Genomic DNA, 20708 nt, shown 5'->3' on the forward strand with positions numbered 1-20708 from the left:
TAACGATTGTTCGGCCAGACTAACGTCATGCCTAAGAACTCCCCCGTCGAGCCCGCTGCCGACTATGTCACAGACATCGGGCTGCGCCGCATCGACCATGTCGGGATCGCGGTGCCCGACCTCGACGCCGCCATCGACTTCTACCAGCGCACCTTCGGGATGCGCTGCGTGCACACGGAGACCAACACCGAGCAGGGTGTCCGGGAGGCGATGCTGTCGGTCGGGCCGAGCACCGAGGGGGGTTGCGTGCAACTGCTCGCGCCACTGACCCCGGAGTCGACGATCGCGAAGTTCCTCGACCGCAACGGCCCGGGCGTTCAGCAGGTGGCGTACACGGTGGCCGACATCGACGCGGCCTGCGCGGCGCTGCGTGAGCGTGGCGTACGGCTGCTCTACGAGTCCCCGAAGCGTGGTACCGCCGACTCGCGGATCAATTTCGTGCACCCGAAGGACGCCGGCGGCGTGCTTATCGAGTTGGTCCAACCGGCCGCGTCCCACTGACCCCGACGGCCGTGCCCGGCCCGCCGCGAGCACGCAGGTGTGCGCTTGCCGGGGCGGGCATGCACCTCCGCGCAGCGGCCGGTGCAGTTTTTCACAGCAGCCTTCCGACCCTAGCTACCGTTCAGTAACCTCCGGCCTCACAGGTAGCCCGGAGGCGCGGGATGTGGTGGCGGCCGACATGGCGACCGCCGCCGACCAGCGCCGACGATGGCAGCCCCAGGCCCGCCGCTGACGCGGCGAGAACCGGAGGTCACCGTGCAGGACATCCTCGAAGCCATCATGGCGGCGGAAGGGTCGGTCGACCCGGCGAGCGAGTTGGCCGGTGTCGCCGGACTGCCGGTGCCGGCGAGCTACCGGGGCGTGGTGGTCCGGGCCGAAGAGACCCGGATGTTCGACGGCATGGCCACCCGGGACAAGGACCCGCGCAAGGCGCTGCACCTCCAGGAGGTGCCCACGCCGGAACTCGGCCCGGGCGAGGCACTGGTCGCGGTGATGGCCAGCGCCATCAACTACAACACCGTCTGGACCAGCATCTTCGAGCCACTGTCCACCTTCAGGTTCCTCCAGCGTTACGGCCGCACCTCCGCGTTGGCCCGCCGGCACGACCTGCCGTACCACGTGGTCGGTTCGGACGCGGCGGGCGTGGTGCTCCGGGTCGGCGCCGGGGTGAGTCGCTGGCGCCCGGGCGACGAGGTGGTGGCCCACTGTCTGTCGGTCGAGCTGGAGGACGCGGCCGGTCACGACGACACGATGCTCGATCCGCAGCAGCGGATCTGGGGATTCGAGACCAACTTCGGTGGCCTGGCCGAGCTGGCCGTGGTCAAGGCCAACCAGCTGATGCCCAAGCCGACCCACCTGAGCTGGGAGGAGGCGGCCAGCCCCGGGCTGGTCAACTCGACCGCGTACCGGCAGCTGGTGTCGCACCACGGGGCCAACATGAAGCAGGGCGACGTGGTGCTGATCTGGGGCGCGTCGGGTGGCCTGGGCGGTTACGCCACCCAGATGGCGCTCAACGGCGGCGCGATCCCGGTCTGCGTCGTCTCCTCGCCCGAGAAGGCGGAGCTGTGCCGGCGGATGGGCGCCGAGCTGGTGATCGACCGCTCCGCCGAGGGCTTCCGATTCTGGTCGGACGAGCAGACCCAGGATCCGGACGAGTGGCGCCGCTTCGGCGAGCGGATCCGGGAGCTGACCGGCGGGGACGACCCGGACATCGTCTTCGAACACCCCGGCCGGGAGACCTTCGGTGCCAGCGTCTACGTCGCCAAGCGCGGCGGCACCGTTGTCACCTGCGCCTCCACCAGTGGCTTCCTGCACCAGTACGACAACCGCTACCTCTGGATGCACCTCAAGCGCATCGTGGGCAGCCACTTCGCCAACTACCGGGAGGCGTGGGAGGCCAACCGGCTGGTGGCGTTGGGGAAGATCCATCCCACGGTGTCGCGGACATACCCGCTGGAGCAGACCGGCCAGGCCGCGTACGAGGTGCACCGCAACGCCCACCAGGGCAAGGTCGGCGTCCGTTGTCTGGCCCCAGAGGACGGACTCGGCGTACGCGACCCCGAGCTGCGTGCCCGGCACGTCGCGGCCATCAACCGGTTCCGTGGGCGCTGACCTGACGGCCGAGGCGCCGATGGCCATTCGGTGATCGCCGATTGGCTTTCCACACGGATCCCCAGACCCCCATTCGTGCGAGCGGGCGACGTCGGAAACAAAGGGCCGTGCGCCACCGCGCCACGGCCCTTTTCCACGTCACGCTCCGTGCCATCCAGCTCGCCCCGGAGCTGGCAAGATCGCATGTCGGGCCGGTGGTCGGTCACCGCACGGAGTTGACCATGTAATGCGGACGGCAAAGGTTGGCACGCTCTTGCGAAGCACCCCAGGGAGTCTGCCAGTATGTCCCAATGCCCCAGCAGCAGTCCTCCCCTCTCGCGTTCTTCGATAACGCGAACTCGCAGCCAGATTTCACGGTTGGCCTGCGCGGATACAACACCGGTCAGGTCGACGACTTCATCGGCCGGCTGAACGCCGCACTGAGCCAGGCCAACAAGGACCGCGCCGACGCCGAGCAGGCGCTCAACGACGCACAGCGCCGGCTCCGGCAGTCCGAGCAGCGGCTCACTGCTCTTGAGCAGAAGCTCACCGACACCAGCAAGCAGCTGGAGGAGAACAGCCGGCCCACGCTGTCCGGCCTCGGCACCCGGGTCGAGCAGATCCTCCGGCTCGCCGAGGAGCAGGCCAACGACCACCGCAACGAGGCCAAGCGCGAGTCGGAGGGCATCCTCTCCGCCGCTCGCCTCGAAGCGCGCGAGATCACCGACAAGGCGCGCGCCGAGGCCGCGGCCATGAAGGCCACCGCCGAGCGGGAGGCGGGCAACGTCCGCACCGCCGCCGAGCGCGAGGCCGCCGAGGTACGCGTCCAGGCCCGCCGCGAGGCCGACACGCTGCGCGCCGACGCGGACCGGGAGACCAAGCAGCTGCGTACGGTGACCGCCCACGAGGTCGCCGAGCTGAAGTCCACTGTGGAACGCGAGGTGGCCACCCTGCGGGCCACCGCCGAGCGCGAGATCACCCAGCAGCGGGCCAAGGCCGCCCGCGAGGCCGAGGAGAAGCGCGCCGAGGCGACCAAGCTGCTCACCGACGCCCGCGACAAGCGCGACAAGGACCTCCAGGCCCTGGAGTTGCAGCTCGCGGAGCGGCGGGAGAAGGCCGAGCGCGAGGAGTCGGAGCGGCACGCCGCCCAGGTCGCGCAGACCCAGAAGCTGGTCAACGAGGCGGAGCAGCGCGCCCGCGCCGCGCAGGACCGGGCCAAGGAGATCGAGCAGCGGGCCGAGGCCCGTCGGGTCGAGTCGGAGCGCACCGCCACCGAGACGGTGGAGAAGGCCAAGGCGCTGTCCGAGCGGACGCTGAACGAGGCGCGCGCCGAGTCGCAGCGCCTACTCAACGAGGCGCGCACCGAGGCCGAACTGACCACCCAGGCGGCGCGCCGCGAGGTCGAGGACCTCACCCGCCAGAAGGACGCCGTCACCTCGCAGCTCGGGCAGATGCTCTCCGGCCTCGCCGGCATCGTTCCGGGCGTGCCGAACAACGCCGCCGCTGCCGGGGGCGACAAGCCGGCGGCCAAGAAGGCGGACGGGGCGGACGACAAGGTGGCCGCGGAGACCTCCAGCTGATCGAATTCACCGGGGCATGATCCACGGCGCGGGGTGACATCGGGTGACCGGTGACACCCCGCGCCGCCCTACGTTTCGCGGGGCCCGGACCGGCTACCAGCAACGACTTCCCCAAGCCGTGAAGTAGGTCCCAACAGGGGCGTCCGTATCGCCCCAGGAGGGCCTGATGCGTGTGAGGATGGGAGCATGTCGCACGGCGAGGAACTGTTCGCGCTCGGCGGGGACGTGACCACGGAGCCCAGCTTCGAGTCCGCCCTGCGGGGGTACGAGAAACGACAGGTCGACCGATACGTCGCTCGTGCGGAGCACGAGATCGCCGCGCTCGCGGCCGAACGGGAACAGGCGTACACCCAGATCCACAAGCTGGCCGGTCAGGTCGAGGTGCTGCAACGCGACCTCGCCCAGGTGCGCAAGCAGGTAGGGGTCGTCGACCGGGCCGCCTTCCGGCACCTCGGGCCGCGGGTGGAGCAGATCCTCACGCTGGCTGAGGAGCAGGCCGAGGACATCCTCTCCGCCGCCAACGAGGAGATCGAAGCCCGCCGGGCCGCCGCCGAGCACATCATCGAGGAGGCCCGCGTCGCGGCGGCCACCGCGCTCAAGGATTTCGAGATCGCCCTGGCCGCCCGCCGAGCCGAGGAGGAGCGGCAGGCCGCAGCCCGCCGGGCCGAGTCGGAGGCCGCCGCGAAGTCCGCGAAGGAGGAGGCCGCCCGGCTACGCAAGTCCGCTCAGGAGGCGCTGGCCCGGGCGCAGCAGGAGGCGACGCAGCTCCGGGACGCGGCCAAGGAGATCCACAACCGGGCGCAGCAGGAGGCGACCAAGCTGCGCGACGCGGCCCGTGAGGCGCTCGCCACCGCCCAGCAGGAGTCGACCCAGCTTCGCGACGCCGCCAAAGAGGTGCACGCCAAGGCCCAACAGGAGGCGCGACGGTTGGTCGACCAGGCCACCGAGGCGGGCCGGGCCACCCACGCCAAGGCCCAGCAGGAGGCCAAGCAGATCATCGACGATGCCGCCGAGGCCGGCCGGGCCGCCCGCGACAAGGCCCGCCAGGAGGCCGAGCGGCTGAGCACCCAGGCGACCGAGGCGGCCAAGCGCACCCGCGCCGAGACCGAGGCGTACGCCCAGCGCATGCGCAGCGAGACCGAGGCGTACGTGCAGCACGCCCGGGCGCAGGCGCAGCAGGAGTTGGGCGCCTGGCGGGCCGGGGTGGAGAAAGAGGTCAACGGCCGACGCGAGGCGGCCGACCGGGAGCTGACCGAGCGTAAGGCGACCGCCGAGCGCGAGTTCACCGCCCGCCGCGACCAGCTGGAGAAGCAGTACAAGACCCGCAACGCCGAGCTGGACGAGCGGATCCGCACCCGTACGGCCGAGTTGGAGTCCGGGTTCGAGACCCGTCGGTCCCAGTTGGAGTCGGAGTACTCCGCGCGGAAGAACGAGATCGAGCAGGGCGCCGACCAGATCCGCCAGGCCGCCGAGCAGGAGGCCGCCACGGTGCGCCGACGGGCCGAGGAGCAGGCCGGTGAGCTGCTGCGCCAGGCGGAGACCGAGTCGACCGCGAAGCGGCGCGAGGCCGACGAATACGTCACCTCCGTCCGGCGCGAGGCCGACGAGTACGCGGCCAGCACCCACCACGACGCAGACCGGTACGCCGAAACCACCCGGCGGGAGGCGGACGAGCACGTGACCGCCGTACGTCGGGAGGCGGACGAGCACGTCGCGGCGTCCCGCCGCCAGTTCGAGGAGTACGCGGCCACCACCCAGCAGCACCTGGCCACCACCCAGCAGCACCTCGCCGCCACCCAGCAGGAGGCCGCAGCCGGCCGACAGCAACTCGCCCAGGTGATGTTGGAGATCGCCAAGGCCCAGCAGCAGCTCGCCGACCTGCGTCAGGAGACGTGGAAGTCCCGGCAGGAGTCCGACGATCTGGAGCGCAAGCTGCTCGGCCTGCGGCTACAGTCCACGTCGTTGCCCGATGGGTCGACCGCACCGGCGGTCGCCGCAGTGTCCACCAACGGGGCACACCCCACCGGCGTCTCCGCGAACGGCGCCCAACCTGTCCCGGACAAGCTGGCGGTCGTCCCGACGGGAGGCGGCAAGGCCGGCGACGACCCGGCCGGCGACCGCCCGACCGGCGACCGCCCGAGCGGTGACCGCCCGACCGGACAGGATGCCGAGCCGGCGACGAAGCCGGTGGCGGAACCGGTCACCACTGTCGAGGGCCCGTCGCCGACCCGCCCGGCGGCCGAGCCGACCAGCGCCGACGGCGGTACCGCGAGCGAAGGGCTGGACGGCGAGCCGACGGTGGCCGCCGTTCCCGGCGAAGGCGGCCGGGACGCCACCCCGACGAAGATCACCAGTACCGGCGAGAACGGCAAGCGCCCCACCAAGCCCACCACCGACGAGCGCAGCGCCAAACCCAGCAAAGTCACCTCCGACTAACCTCCCACCGGCCACCGGCCACCGGCCACCGGCCACCGGCCACCGGCGATCATGCAGTTATGGTCCTTGATTTGTCCGTTACCGCGTGGTTTGTCACGGCCACAACTGCATGATCGGCGCGCAATCCGAAGGGGTCGGGGCCGCTCGCAAGGGGATGCGAGCGGCTCCCGCCTGAACTCGTCCGCGCCCTCCGGGCCACGACCGAATCCGGCATGGCTGACAGTCTGGTGACCGGACCACTACTGTCTGAAGGTATCGAGGCTGGTGGTGGCCCTGGTGCGCACCGGGAGCCGCCGCCGAGAGATTCCGAGTGGTTCTCGGCAGATGGTGGTGGAGGCAGTGTGGAACAGACGACGGCGGATCTGATCCGGTCACAGCTACGCCGGCTGCGGGTCGCCGCCGGGCACACCCAGGAGGAGTTCGGCAAGCTGGTGCACTACTCGGGGTCCATGGTCTCCGCCGTCGAGACCGGCACCCGACCGTACGATCGTCAGCTCCTGGCCCGGGCCGACGAGGTGCTGACCTCCGGCGGCCTGCTGGCGTCGCTGCTGCGGATCGCCGAGCGGGAGGGGCAGCCGTCCTGGTTCCTGCCCTGGCTGGACGCCGAACGCCAGGCCCGGCAGCTCCGGGTCTTCCAGCCGACGCTGGTCCCGGCGCTGCTCCAGACCGAGGGCTACGCCCGCGCGGTTATCCGCTCCGACGACCTGCTCAGCGATGAGGAGGTGGAGCAGCGGGTGGCCACCCGATTGGACCGGCAGGCCATCCTCACCCAGCCCGACCCACCGCAGCTCATCGCGGTCGTCGACGAGGCGATCCTGCACCGGCGGGACCAGCGCCTTCAGGCGCTGATGGCGCACCAGATCGAGCACCTGATCGCCGCCGCCGAGCGCCCGAACATCAGCGTCCACGTCGTGCCGCTCAGCGTCGGGCTACACGTCGGCCTCTACGGCTCGTTCTCGTTGGCCCGGAACGTGGACGGTGGCTGGGTGGCCAGCCAGGAAACCCAACTGACCGCCTCACCGACCGACAACGAGGCGAACCTGGCTACCCTGTTGGCGCGCTGGGAGACGGTGCGCAACGAGGCGCTGTCCCGCCAGCAGTCGGTCGAACTCCTCAACGAAATGGTGAAGTCATGGCCCTGATCGGCGCAACCTGGCGCACCTCCACCCGCAGCGGCAGCACCGACTGCGTGGAGGTGGCCGACAACCTGCCCGGCGTGGTGGCCGTCCGGGACAGCAAGGACCGGCAGGGTCCGGTGCTCGCGTTCACCCCGTCGACCTGGCGGTCCTTCGTCGACCGGGTCAAGCAGGCGTGATTCGCCGCACCTGCCGGCGCTGAACCACCCCCGCGCTCGGCGCGTCAGCGCACCCGTACCACCTCCCCCGGGTCGGTGCGCGCTGCTCGCCGGCCGGGCAGCACTCCGGGGGTGCGCGGTGACCACGGATCAGTCGGCCTGACGCTGCGGCGGGCCGGACACCGGGGTGTCGGCGAAGGCGGCGACCGTCCGGTCGGCGTACGCGCTGGCGTCACCGGTCTCCATCGGGCCGTCCCAGGTGGTCGGCAGCGGCACCGGCACCGCCGGGTTGACCCGCCGGACCACCTCGTCCAGCACCGTCTCGGCGTCGCCGACCCAGAGGTGCTTGGCACCGGGTACGCCGACGACCTCGGCCTGCGGCACCGCCGCGAACTGCTCGCGGGCCTGCTCCGGGCGCAGGTAGTCGTCGAACTCAGGCACCAACGCGGTGAGCGGCTTTGCCGACTCGGCCCACTGGTCGAGGTCGGACCGGCCGGAGTAGCGCAGCGGCGGGGAGAGCAGGATCGCGCCGGTAACCGCCGGGTCACAGCCGTAGCGCAGCACCAGGTCGGTGCCGAACGACCACCCGAGCAGCCAGACGTTCGGCAGCTCGTGGAACTCGGCGTACTCGATCGCGGCGGCGACGTCGAAGCGCTCGCCGACGGCGGAGTCGAAGTTGCCCTCGCTGGTGCCGCGCACGCTGCTCGTCCCCCGGGTGTTGAACCTGAGCACGGCCAGGTCGGCCAGGGCGGGCAGGCGCCAGGCTGCCTTGCGGAACACGTGGCTGTCCATCATCCCGCCGTGGGTGGGCAGCGGGTGCAGGCAGACCAGGGTCGCGGCCGGGTCCCGGTCGACCGGGCGGGCCAACTCGCCGACCAACCGCAGGTCATCCGCGGTGTGCAGCTCGATGTCCTCCCGGTGCCCCGGCAGGATCGAGGAGGCACGGATAGCGTTGCTCACCCGCCCATTGTCCCGTGCCGCCCACCGCTCCGCCTCCGACGTGACCAAGATCGCGAAGGTGACTCCGAACGGCCGCCGATCGAGGTGGGCGGTCTGACCGCAGTCCGCGCCGTCAGCCGTGGCGGGGCGCGTTGCGACCGCGCTCGGTGACCGGGGTCCGGCGGTCGCGGGCGTGCCAACAGCCGGTGTGCCAGTGCCGCCGATCGGTCAGGTCACCCCGACCGTCCGCCGGCCAGGCGACCACGTGCGCCACGCCGGGCCGGATCTCCTGGTCGCACCCGGGGCAACGGTACGTCTTGGTGGACGCGCCACCGCTGATGCCGCGGACCTGCCACTCGCCGTCCCGCCACTGTTGGACCGCGGCGACGCCGTGCCGGGCGCGCTCGGTGTCGAGGTGCGCCGCGTCGTCGCGGCGGGGACGGTTGCGACGGGGGCTCACGTCGTCAAGCGTACGGTCGAGCTGCCGTGACCGGGTCAGCGGCGGGTGTGGTCGCGGAAGCCGCGGCCGGTCTTGCGGCCCAGGTAGCCTGCGGTGACCAGGTGCTCCAGCAGCGGCGCCGGGGCGAAACCGGGCTCGCGCAGTTCCAGGTACAACTCCCGCTGGATGGCCAGCGCCACGTCCAGGCCCACCACGTCCAGCAGCTCGAACGGGCCCATCGGGTAACCACAGCCCAGCTTCATCGCGTGGTCGATGTCGTCGGTGGTGGAGTAGCTGGCCTCCAGCATCCGCACCGCGTCATTGAGATACGGGAACAGCAGCGCGTTGACGATGAAACCGGACCGGTCCCCGCAGACCACACCGGTCTTGCCCAGCGTGGCACTGACGGCCTGAGCGGTGGCGATGGTCTCGGCGGAGGTACGGATCGTCCGGACGATCTCCACCAGCGGCATCGTCGGGGCCGGGTTGAAGAAGTGCAGACCGACCACGTCGGCCGGCCGCTGGGTGGCCATCGCCAGCTCGATCACCGGCAGCGAGGAGGTGGTGGTCGCCAACACCACGCCCGGCTTGCAGAGCTCGTCCAGGCTGGCGAAGAGGGCCTTCTTGACGCTGAGTTCCTCGACTACCGCCTCGACCACCAGATCCACGTCGGCCAGGTGGTCCAGCGTCGCCGACCAGTTGATCCGGCCGAGCGCGGCGTCCCGGTCCGCCTCGCTGAGCCGGCCCCGGACCACGCCCTTGTTGAGCGAGGTCTGCACCGCCTCGAAGACCCTGGCCGACTGCTCGGCGCCCCGGGTCACCGACACGACCTCGTAGCCGGCGTTGGCGAAGACCTCGATGATCCCGGTGGCCATCGTCCCGGAACCCACGATGCCGATCTTGGTCACCGCCGCGTCGCGCTGTGCCGGCTCCGTTGTGGTCGGCGTCTGCTCGTCCGGTACGACCTTCGGCGAACCGGGCCGCTCGTAGGTGTAGAACCCCCGGCCGGACTTCCGCCCGAGCAGCCCGGCGGTCACCATCTGCTTCAGCAACGGCACCGGGGCGTGCCGGCGGTCCCGGCCACCACGCCGGTACATGGTGTCCAGGATCTCGTACGCGGTGTCCAGGCCGATCAGGTCCATCAGCGCGAGCGGCCCCATGGGCAGCCCACAGCCGAGCTTCATCGCCGCGTCGATGTCCTCGCGGGTGGCGTACCGGGACTCGAACATGTCGACGGCGTGGTTGAGGTAGCCGAAGAGCAACGCATTGGCGATGAACCCGGCCCGGTCACTGATGGTCACGTCAACCTTGCCGAGCCGTCCGCAGAGCGCCTCCACGTCGGCCACCACGTCGGCGGCGGTGACCACCGTACGTACCACCTCGACCAGCTTCATCACCGGTGCCGGATTGAAGAAGTGGATGCCGACGACCTGGTTGGGGCGCGCGGTCGCCACCGAAATCTCGGTTACGCTCAGCGACGAGGTGTTGGTGGCGAGGATGGCCTCGGGCTTGCAGACCCGATCCAGCTCGGCGAAGAGCCGCTGCTTGAGGTCGAGGTGCTCCGGCACCGCCTCGATCACCAGGTCCACCGCGTGCAGCGCGTCCAGCCCGACGGCGAAATCGACCCGGGCCAGCAGGGCGTCCCGGTCCGCCTCGGCAAGCTTGCCCCTGGCCACCGCCCGGTCCGTCGAGCCGGTCAGGTTCGCCCGCCCCCGGTCGAGCGCGGCGTCGGAGATCTCCACGGCCACCACGTCGATGCCGTTGCGGGCGAAGACCTCGACGATGCCGGCACCCATGGTGCCCAGACCCACCACACCCACGCTGGTGAACTCGCGCGCCACGATCCGGCCTCCCTGTCCACAACGGCACGGCCCGACATGAACGGCCGCTAAGGTTATGCGCGCGAGTCTGCCACGTGACGCACCGTTGTCGAGACGCCGTGGCACATGTCACCGATGCCCGGTTTACCCACCCCGGCGGTACGGCGCGGGAACCGGGCCGGTCATCGGCCCGGCGCAGACCTGGGTGACCCGACGCAGGCCGGCTCAGGCCGGGTGGGCCGCAGCGAGGGCGAGCAACTCCGCGACGAACTCCGTCGGACGTTCCAGGTGTGGGCTGTGCCCGCAGCCGGGCAGCGCCACCTCCCGGTAGCTGCCGCCGGTCTCGGCGTAGCGGTCGAGCACCGAGCGGGTCTGCCCGATCATCGGCTGCGGTGGGCACTCCTGCGGCCCGGGCCAGCCGGGCACCACGCCCAGCGCCCCCAGCTGTGCCAGGTCGAACAACGAGGTGTCCGAGACGATCACGTCGGACTCACCGCGGATCCAGGTGATCGGAGGCTTCGGTGTGACGGCCACCAGCTCCTCGGCGACCCGGAAACGCGCGAGCGCGTTGAGCACGCCACGGCCGCCCGGTGCGCTACCCGGCCAGTTCGTCGAGGACACCGCGTCGCCGGGGTAGTTGTCCAAGCCGGTGGCGGTGGAAAGAACGCTGTCGAGCAGCAGTTCCTCGTCGTCGCCGAGACAGGCGGCGTCCGCCACGTACGCGGTCCGCAGCACACTGCGCGGGCTGGTCCGCGCCTCGGCGCTGCGGTCACCGGCAGCCAGCCGCGTGACGAAGTCGCCGCTCGCCGTGCCCGCGCCGGAGCCGGCGAGGTCGGGCGTGGCCGGGGTACCGACCAGGTCGCGGGTGGCACCGAAGCCGTACGGGGACACCGGCGCCGCGAGCAGCAGCCCGGCGATCCGGTCGGGATGGTCCACCAGCAGGCGCATCGCCACTCCGCCACCGAGCGAGTGGCCGACCACCAGGGGCCGGGCGCCCTCGGCGAAGAGCGACGGCTCGTCGAGCAACGCCGCCACGTCGTCGGCGAAGTCGGTCAGGCCCCGGTTGGCGTCGACCGGGGCGGTCTGCGTGGCGCCGTAGCCACGCAGATCCGGCGCTACCACTCGCAAGGTATCCGGCAGGCGGCGCACCAGCGGCTCCCAGAAGGCGGCCGAGGAACAGTTGCCGTGCACGAGCAGCACCGGCACGCCGTCGACGGGTCCAGCCACCCGGACGGCCTGGGTGATTCCGTTGGCGGTCACGACCTGCTGCTGGGTCTCCATCCGCGGCATGCTGCCACGATCGGCTCCGCCGGTCCATATGGCCGGCGCCCACCGGGCCGGGCCGCCGTGGGTGGCCGACGCCCACGCGTCCCGGGCCAGCGTGGTGGCCGACGCGCGGTCGTCAGCGGCGGACGCCGGCCACGGCTGCTGCGTCCGGCGCGCCGGCCTGCCCGGGCACCACAGGCGTCGCGACCGTGGTGGGCAGCGGTCGGATCGGTCGTCGCTCCTGACGAGGCAGTTCGAAGCTCAGGCCCACCGGATCCGTCCGGGCCACGCCCGGGTCGAAGAACCTCAGCTCGGTACCGCCGATCCGGATCACGTCGCCGTCGCTGAGCCGGACGACCTCGGTGGCCCGGCGGTCGTTCACCCAGGTGCCGTTGGTGGACCCGAGATCCACCAGTGAGGCACCCTCACCGGCCCGCCAGATCTCCAGGTGTCGACGGCTCAGGTGCGGATCGTGCACGACGATGTCGACCGCCGGATCGCGGCCGATCACCTGCGGTCGACGCGGCAGCCGGAAGCGTCGCCCCCGCATCGGCCCGGCAGCCACCGTCAGCAGCGGCATCAGTTGCGGATGTTCCTCCATGGACAGTCAGTCCTTCCACCCGTGCGACGATCTCGGGTCAGCGTGTCATCACCGGGTGTCCACCTCCACCATCCGGCCGGACGCGTACCGGCAACCATCCGGGTGCTTTGTGTTCACATCTTCCACGGCGGCCGGCAACGGAACTCTCGGCCGGACGAGAGGTTCACCGGATTCAACCGCCCGGACGGCCGGGAGGATTCGCCCGTTTCCCGCCCCTACCGGCGAGTAATTTTCGCGTCTAGACTTCCGCCATGACGGCTGTGCTACCCCCCGGCACCCCAGCGGTCCAGGGCAAACACCTGATCTCGACCAGCCCGGCCTCCGGTGACGAAGCGGGACGCGTTCCGGTCGCCGCCGCCGTTGACGTCGAACGTGCCGTCGAGCGGGCCCGCGCCGCCGGTCAGTGGTGGGCAGGGCTCGGCTTCACCGGGCGGCGGGAACGGCTGCTGCGCTGGCGGCGGCTGCTCGCGCAGCGGATGGAAGAGTTGGCCGGGCTGATGCACGCCGAGGGCGGCAAACCGGTCGCCGACGCACTCGTCGAGATCGTGACCGCCGTGGAGCACGTGGACTGGGCGGCCCGTAACGCTCGGCGGGTGCTGGGCCCCCGGCGGGTCCGCTCGCGGCTCGTCCTGGCCGAGTTCTCGGCTCACCTGGAGTACCAACCGCACGGTGTGGTCGGCGTGATCGGTCCGTGGAACTATCCCGTCTTCACCCCCATCGGTTCCATCGCGTACGCGTTGGCGGCCGGCAACGCGGTGGTCTTCAAGCCGAGCGAGTACACCCCGGTCGTCGGTCAGTGGCTGGTCGACAGCTTCGCCGAGGTGGTGCCCGAGCATCCGGTGCTCAGCGCGGTGCACGGCCTCGGTGAGGTCGGCGCGGCCCTGTGCCGGGCCGGCGTCGACAAGCTCGCCTTCACCGGCTCGACGGCCACCGCGAAGAAGGTGATGGCGGCCTGCGCCGAATCGCTGATCCCGGTGCTGTTGGAGGCCGGCGGCAAGGACGCCATGATCGTGGACGCCGACGCCGATCTGGACGCCGCCGCAGACGCCTGCGTCTGGGGAGCGATGACCAACGCCGGGCAGACCTGCATCGGCATCGAACGCGCCTACGTCGTCGAGCCGGTCTTCGACGCGTTCGTCGACAAGGTGGTCGAGCGCGCGGAGCGGCTCACCGTCGGCCCCGACGACGCCGACATCGGCCCGATCACCATGCCGAGTCAACTCGACGTCATCCGACGGCACATCGAGGACGCGGTGAACCGTGGTGGTCGGGCGGTGCTCGGCGGGCCGGACGCGGTACGACCGCCGTACGCCCACCCGACAGTGCTGGTCGAGGTGCCGGAGGAGGCCGCCGCCGTACGCGAGGAGACCTTCGGACCGACCCTGACCGTCAACCGGGTCCACACCGTCGACGAGGCGCTCGCCCGGGCCAACGCCCTGCCGTACGGCCTGGGTGGTTCGGTCTTCGGTCAGCGGCGCGCGATCGCGATCGCCCGGCGGTTGCGCTCCGGCATGGCCTCGGTCAACTCGACGCTCACCTTCGCCGGCATGTCCACCCTGCCGTTCGGCGGAGTCGGCGAGTCCGGTTTCGGCCGGATCCACGGCGAGGACGGGCTGCGCGAGTTCGCCCGGGCCAAGGCCGTCACCCGCCGTCGGGGACGTTCACTGCTGCCCTCGACCACGTTCGAGCGCACCCCGGCCGACGTCGCCCGGCTGGTGAAGGCGGTCAAGCTCCTCTACGGCCGGTGACCGGAGCGTGGCCTAGAAGAGCGTCAGCTCGTCGCGCTCGATGCCGCGCAACCGGTCGTAGTCGACCACCACGCAGCGGATCCCCCGGTCGGTGGCGAGGACCCGGGCCTGCGGCTTGATCTCCTGTGCCGCGAACACCCCGGCGACCGGGGCGAGCAGCGGATCCCGGTTGAGCAGTTCCAGGTAGCGGGTGAGCTGCTCCACGCCGTCGATCTCGCCACGGCGCTTCACCTCGACGGCGACCGTGCCCTGGTCGGCGTCCCGGCAGAGCAGGTCGACCGGGCCGATCGCGGTCATGTACTCGCGGCGGACGAGGGTGTACCCGTCACCCAGCGTCTCGGGGTTGGCCGCCAGCAACTCCTGGAGGTGAGCCTCCACGCCGTCCTTGCGCAGCCCGGGATCGACACCGAGTTCGTACGAGGTGTCCTGGAAGATCTCCTCCAGGGTGATCCGCAACTCCTCGCCGGCCTTGTTGACCACCCGCCAGACGCCCGGGGCCTCCTCCAGCCGGCACGGCGGGCTCATCCAGTTCAACGGCTTGTACGCCCGGTCGTCGGCGTGGATGGACACCGACCCGTCCGCCTTCACCATCAGCAGCCGGGTGGCCGGCGGCAGGTGGGCCGAGAGCCGTCCGACATAGTCCACCGAGCATTTCGCAATCACCAACCGCACCCGAGCAGGGTAGCGGAGTCGCGGCGCGTCGCCACCGAGCGGCGCTGGCGTGCCGGTGCCATGCTGGGCTGGTGCTCGAAGTGCTCACCGGTACCGGCCTCGCCGCCTCGGCGGGGCTGAACGCCTACATTCCGTTGCTGGCGATGGGTCTGCTGGCCCGCTTCACCAGCGTCATAGACCTGCCTGGCGGGTGGCAGTGGCTGGGCAACGAGTGGGTGCTGGGCATCCTCGCGGTGCTGCTCGTCGTCGAGGTCGTCGCGGACAAGGTGCCCGTGGTCGACCACGTCAACGACATGGTGCAGACGGTCGTCCGGCCGACGGCCGGCGGGTTGGCGTTCGGGGCCGGATCCGCGTCCGAGACCGTGACGGTGAGCGACCCGGACAGCTTCTTCGCCAGCGGCGGGCAGTGGTTGCCGGTGCTGGTCGGGATGCTCATCGCGCTCGGCGTACATCTACTGAAGTCGACCGCCCGTCCGGTGATCAACGCGGCCACGGCCGGCGTGGGCGCGCCAGTGGCGAGCACCGCCGAGGACGCCACCAGCGTGGTCATGTCGCTCGTCGCGATCATCCTGCCGGTGCTGGTGCTGGTGTTCCTGGTCGGCCTCGTGCTCGTCCTCCCGTGGCTGCTGCGCCGCCGGGCGGACCGACGGCGGGAGCGGCGGGCGGCCCGCGAGGCGGGCTTCCGCGTCTGACCGCGCACCGCTGGCTCGGCCAAATCGCCTCCACGATCCGCCCCAAAGCCTAAAATTGGGGCAATCAACGGAGGAGGTTGGGTCATGACCGCAGCAATGGAGATGCCCCGGGTCCAGGAATGTGTGGTCGCCGCCTGCGCGTACAACCACACCGGCGACTGCCACGCCTTCGCCATCACCATCGGCAGCATGGACCACGCCCACTGCCACACCTTCATCGAGATGCCTGCCGTCCGGGCCGGCCTCGACGGGCAGATCGCCCAGGTCGGGGCGTGTCAGCGCGCCGACTGCCGACACAACGAGCAGTTGGAGTGCCAGGCGCCGGCGATCCGGGTCGGCCCCGACGCCGACATGGCCGACTGCATGACCTACGACCACCGCTGAGACTCGGCGGCGCGGATCCCGGCCAACTGCCGGGATCCGCGCGTCACAGCTCGTTCGCCTGCCGAATGACCGTGACCAGTTCGTCGATGATGTCGGTGAGGGCGAAGTCCTTCGGGGTGAACACCCGCGCCACCCCGGCCGCGCGCAGGCGCTCGGCGTCCCCGGCGGGAATGATGCCGCCGACCACCACCGGCAGATCCGGTCGGCCGGCGGCTCGCAGCCCGTCGAGCACCGCCGGCACCGCCGCCAGGTGCGAGCCGGAGAGCACGGAGAGCCCCACCAGGTCCACGTCCTCCTCCACCGCGGCGGCCACGATCTGCCCTGCGGTCAGCCGGATGCCCTGGTAGACCACCTCGAAGCCGGCGTCGCGGGCGCGTACCGCGATCTGCTCGGCGCCGTTGGAGTGCCCGTCCAGCCCCGGCTTGCCGACCAGCAGTCGCAGCCGCCCGCTGCCCAGGTCGCGGGCGGTGGCGGCGACCCGGGCACGGACCTCGGCCAACCCCTCGTCAGCGCCGCTCGCGGACCCGCCCGTCAGCCCGGTCGGGGCCCGGTACTCGCCGAAGACCCGACGCAGGGCCGCCGCCCACTCGCCGGTGGTCACGCCCGCCCGGACGCACTCCAGGGTGGCCGTCACCAGGTTGGTCGTGGTCGCGGCGTCCGCGCGCAGTCGGGCCAGGGCCGCGTCCACGGCCGCCGCGTCGCGGTCGGTCCGCCAGGCGCGTACGGCTGCCGAGGCGGCGACCTCCACGGCGGGATCGACCTGCACGACCGCCTCGGCACCGGCGGCGGTCAGCGGTGACGGTTCGGTCTCGGTGAACCGGTTGACGCCGACCACGACGTCGCTGCCGGCCTCGATCCGTCGCCGCCGGTGGGCCAGGGAGGCGACCAGGGCGCTCTTGAGGTACCCGGTCTCCACGGCGGCGACCACGCCACCCATCTCCAGCACCGTCGCCAGCTCGGCCCGGGCGCCGGTGACGATCCCCTCGACCAGCGCGGTCATCACGTGCGAGCCGTCGAACAGGTCCGGGTACGCCAGCAGATCCGACTCGTACGCGAGCACCTGCTGCATGCGCAGCGACCACTGCTGATCCCACGGACGCGGCAGGCCGAGCGCCTCGTTCCAGGCCGGCAGTTGCACCGCTCGGGCCCGGGCCCCGCGCGAGAGGGTGACCCCGAGCATCTCCAGCACGATGCGCTGCACGTTGTTCTCCGGCTGGGCCTCGGTCAGGCCGAGCGAGTTGACCTGCACGCCGTACCGGAAGCGGCGCTGCTTCGGGTCCTCGACGCCGTACCGGTCGCGGGTGATCTCGTCCCACAACGCGCCGAACGCGCGCATCTTGGCGATCTCCTCGACGAAGCGCACTCCGGCGTTGACGAAGAATGAGACCCGCTGCACGACGTCGCCCATCCGCTGCGCCGGCACCTGCCCGCTCTCACGCACCGTGTCGAGCACCGCCACCGCCGTGGCCAGCGCGAACGCCACTTCCTGCACGGGCGTGGCCCCGGCCTCCTGAAGGTGGTACGAGCAGATGTTGACCGGGTTCCAGCGGGGCATGGCGCGCAGCGTGTACGCGATCACGTCCGCGGTCAGGCGCAGCGAGGCGGCCGGCGGGAAGATGTGCGTTCCTCGGGAGAGGTACTCCTTGATGATGTCGTTCTGGGTGGTGCCCGCGCAGCGGGCCAGGTCGGCGCCCTGCTCGGTGGCGACCTGGTTGTAGAGGCCGAGCAGCCACATCGCCGGCGCGTTGATGGTCATCGAGGTGTTCATCTCGGCCAGCGGGATGCCGTCGAAGAGCGCCCGCATGTCGCCCAGGTGCGACACCGGCACGCCGACCCGGCCGACCTCGCCGGTGGCGAGTTCGTGGTCGGGGTCGTACCCGGTCTGGGTCGGCAGATCGAAGGCGACCGACAGCCCGGTCTGTCCCTTGGCCAGGTTGCGACGGAAGAGTGCGTTTGTCGCGGCGGCCGAGGAGTGCCCCGCGTACGTGCGCATCACCCAGGGGCGGTCGCGCTCCGGCAGCCGGCCCGGGAGTGCCTTCTCATCCATGGCCGGAGTTTAAGTTACCGTCCAGTAGAGCGGGTTGTGCAAAACCACACAGCCGCCACCACCCCCGGTGCGGACGCCGGGTGCCGGCGGGCCGCACACTTGACGACATGAGTGACGACGTCGCGATCCGCGTCCGGGGGCTGCGCAAGGCGTACGGCGACAGTCTCGCGGTCGCCGGCCTGGACCTGGACGTCCACCGGGGCGAGGTGTTCGCGCTGCTCGGGCCGAACGGCGCCGGCAAGACCACCACCGTGGAGATCCTGGAGGGCTACCGCCAGCGCGACGCCGGCGAGGTACGCGTCCTCGGCGTCGACCCGGCCGCCCCGACGCGCGACTGGCGGGGACGGGTCGGCATCGTGTTCCAGGGCACCGGGGAGTTCGACGAACTCTCCGTCGGCGAGGTGGTGCACCACTTCGCCGGCTTCTACGCCGACGCCGACGACCCCGACAAGGTGATCGAACGGGTCGGGCTGGCCGCCAAGGCCCGCGCCCGTACGCACACCCTCTCCGGCGGCCAGAAGCGCCGGCTCGACGTGGCGCTCGGCATCGTCGGCCGCCCGGAGCTGCTCTTCCTCGACGAGCCGACCACCGGCTTCGACCCGGAGGCCCGGCGCGAGTTCTGGGAGCTGATCCGCGATCTCGCCGCTGCCGGCACCACAATCGTGCTGACCACGCACTATCTGGACGAGGCGGAGGCGCTCGCCGACCGGGTGGGCGTGATCGCCGGTGGCCGGCTGGTCGAGGTCGCCGCCCCTAACCAGCTCGGCAACCGGCAGGAGGCGCTGGCCACGGTCGCCTGGCGTACCCCCGATGGCACCCTGGAGAGCGCGCAGAGCGCGACGCCGACGGCGCTGGTGACGGAACTCGCCGCGCGGTTCGGCGGTGAGGTACCCGGCCTGACCGTCACCCGGCCCACTCTTGAGGACATCTACCTGACGATGATCGGACACCGATGACCACCACGACGAGACCGGCGGAACCGGTCACCGCCGTAGCCTCCGCCCGGCGCAGCGGCCCGGCCGGCCTCGCCCTGCGTCAGGGGCGGCTGGAGATCCGGCAGTTCCTGCGCAGCCGCGAGTCCGTCGTGTTCACGCTGGGCTTCCCCCTCATCATGGTGCTGATCTTCGCGTCGATCTTCGACGAGGAGATCGCGCCCGGGGTGAGCTACACGCAGTACTTCATCACCGGCATGATCGCGACCGGCCTGATGACTGTCAGCTTCCAGAACCTCGGCATCTGGATCCCGATCGAGCGGGACCGGGGGGTGCTCAAGCGCTATCGGGGCACGCCGATGCCGAAGTGGGTCTGGTTCGCCGGCAAAGTGATCATGGTGCTGGTGACCGGCATCGTGATGACCGCGCTGCTGCTCGCGGTCTCGGTGACACTGTTCGACCTGGATCTGCCGGCCACCACCACGGCCTGGCTGACCTTCGGGTGGGTCAGCGCCCTGGGGGTGACCGCCTGCACGCTGTGCGGCATCGCCATCTCGTCGCTGGCCCGGACCGCGCGCAGCGGGTCGGCGGTGGTCACCCCGGTCGCGCTCGTGCTCCAGTTCATCTCCGGGGTGTTCTTCGTCTTCACCAACCTGCCGACCTGGATGCAGCAGGTGGCGGCGCTGTTCCCGCTCAAGTGGATGTGCCAGGGCCTCCGGGCGGTTTTCCTGCCGGAGAGCTTCGGCGCGGACGAACCCGGCGGCTCGTTCGAGCTGACCCGGGTCGCCCTGGTGCTGGGCGTCTGGTGCGTGATCGGTCTGGTGCTCTGCCTGACCACCTTCCGCTGGACCACCCGCCGCGACGGCTGAGCCACGGGGAGGGCCCGACCGACCCTCCCCCAACAGCGGCGTCAGTACGCGTAGAAGCCCTGGCCGGTCTTGCGGCCCAGATCGCCCGCGGTGGCCATCCGCTGCAACAGCTCCGGCGGGAAGAACTTCTCGTCGGCCGTGTCGGTGTAGATGTTGCGGGTCGCGTTCAGCAGCACGTCGACACCGGTCAGGTCGACCGTGGCCAGCGGACCCATCGCGTGCCCGAAGCCGAGCCGGCAGGCGGTGTCCAGGTCCTCGGCGGAGATCACGCCCGCCTCGACCAGCCTGACCGCCTCCATGGCCAGGGCGCAGATCAACCGGGTGGTGACGAAGCCGGCGATGTCACGGTTCACCACCACGACGGTCTTGCCGATCTCCTCGGCGAAGGACTTCACCCGCTCCAGCGTGGCGTCGCTGGTCTTGTGGCCGCGCACCAGCTCGCAGAGCTTCATCATCGGCACCGGCGAGAAGAAGTGGGTGCCGACGACCACCTCCGGGCGCTCGGTGGCAGTCGCGATCTGGGTCACCGGGATCGCCGAGGTGTTGGTGGCCAGCACCGCGTCCGACTTGCAGATCTTGTCCAGCGCGCGGAACACCTCGTGCTTGATCTCCAGCTTCTCGAAGACCGCCTCGATGACGATGTCCGCGTCGCCGGCCGCCTCCAGCTCGGTGGTGGGGGTGATCCGCCCGAGAGTCGCCTCGACCTCGTCGTCGGTGAGCTTGCCCTTCTCCGCGAACTTCGCCAGCGACCGCCGGATGCCGTCCAGACCACGCTTCGTCGCCGTCTCGTCCAGATCCCGCAGCACCACCTGCCAGCCGGCCTGCGCCGCCACCTGGGCGATGCCCGAACCCATCAGACCGGCACCGACGACCGCGAGTCGACCCGCCATGCTGCTTC

General features: G+C 71.2%; 19 protein-coding genes. 11 read left to right on the forward strand and 8 right to left on the reverse strand.

All coding sequences use genetic code 11. The annotated features are described in order from the left end of the window. Positions 1–27 precede the first annotated feature (27 nt). The 6 genes from mce to O7601_RS01290 all read left to right on the forward strand — a co-directional run bounded on the left by mce (position 28) and on the right by O7601_RS01290 (position 7422). On the forward strand, positions 28–501 hold the full coding sequence (gene mce / locus O7601_RS01265) for a methylmalonyl-CoA epimerase (RefSeq protein ID WP_281564479.1): 474 nt from the start codon (positions 28–30) through the stop codon (positions 499–501). Between the two features lie 255 nt (positions 502–756). Next, a complete protein-coding gene (gene ccrA / locus O7601_RS01270) occupies positions 757–2112 on the forward strand; it encodes a crotonyl-CoA carboxylase/reductase (protein WP_281566754.1) in 1356 nt (451 codons plus the stop codon). A gap of 290 nt (positions 2113–2402) precedes the next feature. After that, positions 2403–3671 carry a DivIVA domain-containing protein gene (locus O7601_RS01275; RefSeq protein ID WP_281564480.1) on the forward strand — a complete coding sequence of 423 codons (1269 nt, stop codon included), beginning with the start codon at positions 2403–2405 and terminating at the stop codon, positions 3669–3671. 186 nt (positions 3672–3857) lie between these two features. Further along, positions 3858–6107 carry a hypothetical protein gene (locus tag O7601_RS01280; protein ID WP_281564481.1) on the forward strand — a complete coding sequence of 750 codons (2250 nt, stop codon included), beginning with the start codon at positions 3858–3860 and terminating at the stop codon, positions 6105–6107. A 341-nt stretch (positions 6108–6448) separates the two neighbouring features. Further along, a complete protein-coding gene (locus O7601_RS01285) occupies positions 6449–7249 on the forward strand; it encodes a helix-turn-helix transcriptional regulator (RefSeq protein ID WP_281564482.1) in 801 nt (266 codons plus the stop codon). Then, positions 7240–7422 carry a DUF397 domain-containing protein gene (locus O7601_RS01290; protein WP_281564483.1) on the forward strand — a complete coding sequence of 61 codons (183 nt, stop codon included), beginning with the start codon at positions 7240–7242 and terminating at the stop codon, positions 7420–7422. The genes O7601_RS01285 and O7601_RS01290 overlap by 10 nt, the downstream gene beginning before the upstream one ends. Before the next feature lie 129 nt (positions 7423–7551). Here the strand turns inward: O7601_RS01290 and O7601_RS01295 are convergent, their stop codons facing one another. From O7601_RS01295 to O7601_RS01315, 5 genes are all read right to left on the reverse strand, one after another. Further along, complete coding sequence (locus O7601_RS01295) at positions 7552–8361, reverse strand: alpha/beta hydrolase (protein ID WP_281564484.1); 810 nt, start codon at positions 8359–8361, stop codon at positions 7552–7554. A gap of 112 nt (positions 8362–8473) precedes the next feature. Further along, entirely contained in the window at positions 8474–8800 is a 327-nt protein-coding gene (locus O7601_RS01300; protein WP_281564485.1) for a hypothetical protein, read from the reverse strand. Between the two features lie 35 nt (positions 8801–8835). Next, positions 8836–10620, reverse strand: coding sequence for a 3-hydroxybutyryl-CoA dehydrogenase (locus O7601_RS01305; protein ID WP_281564486.1), 1785 nt, complete (start codon positions 10618–10620; stop codon positions 8836–8838). A gap of 204 nt (positions 10621–10824) precedes the next feature. Next, a complete protein-coding gene (locus O7601_RS01310) occupies positions 10825–11880 on the reverse strand; it encodes an alpha/beta hydrolase (protein ID WP_281564487.1) in 1056 nt (351 codons plus the stop codon). A gap of 121 nt (positions 11881–12001) precedes the next feature. After that, a complete protein-coding gene (locus tag O7601_RS01315; protein WP_281564488.1) occupies positions 12002–12466 on the reverse strand; it encodes an FHA domain-containing protein in 465 nt (154 codons plus the stop codon). Between the two features lie 251 nt (positions 12467–12717). Between O7601_RS01315 and O7601_RS01320 the strand changes: the two genes are divergently transcribed. After that, positions 12718–14214: an aldehyde dehydrogenase family protein gene (locus O7601_RS01320; RefSeq protein WP_281564489.1), complete on the forward strand. Its 1497-nt coding sequence runs from the start codon at positions 12718–12720 to the stop codon at positions 14212–14214. A 12-nt stretch (positions 14215–14226) separates the two neighbouring features. Here the strand turns inward: O7601_RS01320 and nucS are convergent, their stop codons facing one another. Continuing rightward, complete coding sequence (gene nucS, locus O7601_RS01325) at positions 14227–14886, reverse strand: endonuclease NucS (RefSeq protein WP_281564490.1); 660 nt, start codon at positions 14884–14886, stop codon at positions 14227–14229. A gap of 71 nt (positions 14887–14957) precedes the next feature. On the opposite strand from nucS, the gene O7601_RS01330 reads away from it, so the two are divergent. Then, the gene (locus O7601_RS01330; RefSeq protein ID WP_281564491.1) at positions 14958–15578 is read left to right on the forward strand and encodes a DUF4126 domain-containing protein; all 621 of its coding nucleotides are present in this window, start codon (positions 14958–14960) and stop codon (positions 15576–15578) included. A gap of 84 nt (positions 15579–15662) precedes the next feature. Continuing rightward, positions 15663–15962: a DUF1540 domain-containing protein gene (locus O7601_RS01335; protein WP_210830096.1), complete on the forward strand. Its 300-nt coding sequence runs from the start codon at positions 15663–15665 to the stop codon at positions 15960–15962. A 43-nt stretch (positions 15963–16005) separates the two neighbouring features. Here the strand turns inward: O7601_RS01335 and O7601_RS01340 are convergent, their stop codons facing one another. Next, entirely contained in the window at positions 16006–18009 is a 2004-nt protein-coding gene (locus tag O7601_RS01340; RefSeq protein WP_281564492.1) for a protein meaA, read from the reverse strand. Between the two features lie 107 nt (positions 18010–18116). Between O7601_RS01340 and O7601_RS01345 the strand changes: the two genes are divergently transcribed. Next, positions 18117–18965 (forward strand): ABC transporter ATP-binding protein, encoded by an 849-nt coding sequence (locus O7601_RS01345; RefSeq protein WP_281564493.1) that lies wholly within the window; start codon positions 18117–18119, stop codon positions 18963–18965. Then, positions 18962–19810 carry an ABC transporter permease gene (locus O7601_RS01350; RefSeq protein WP_281564494.1) on the forward strand — a complete coding sequence of 283 codons (849 nt, stop codon included), beginning with the start codon at positions 18962–18964 and terminating at the stop codon, positions 19808–19810. Before O7601_RS01345 ends, O7601_RS01350 begins: the two co-directional genes overlap by 4 nt. Positions 19811–19851: 41 nt before the next feature. Here O7601_RS01350 and O7601_RS01355 read toward each other — a convergent pair whose 3' ends face one another. Further along, entirely contained in the window at positions 19852–20700 is an 849-nt protein-coding gene (locus O7601_RS01355) for a 3-hydroxyacyl-CoA dehydrogenase family protein (protein WP_281564495.1), read from the reverse strand. Positions 20701–20708: the final 8 nt, after the last annotated feature.

The organism is Verrucosispora sp. WMMD573 (assembly GCF_027497175.1).
Classification (GTDB): Bacteria; Actinomycetota; Actinomycetes; order Mycobacteriales; family Micromonosporaceae; genus Micromonospora.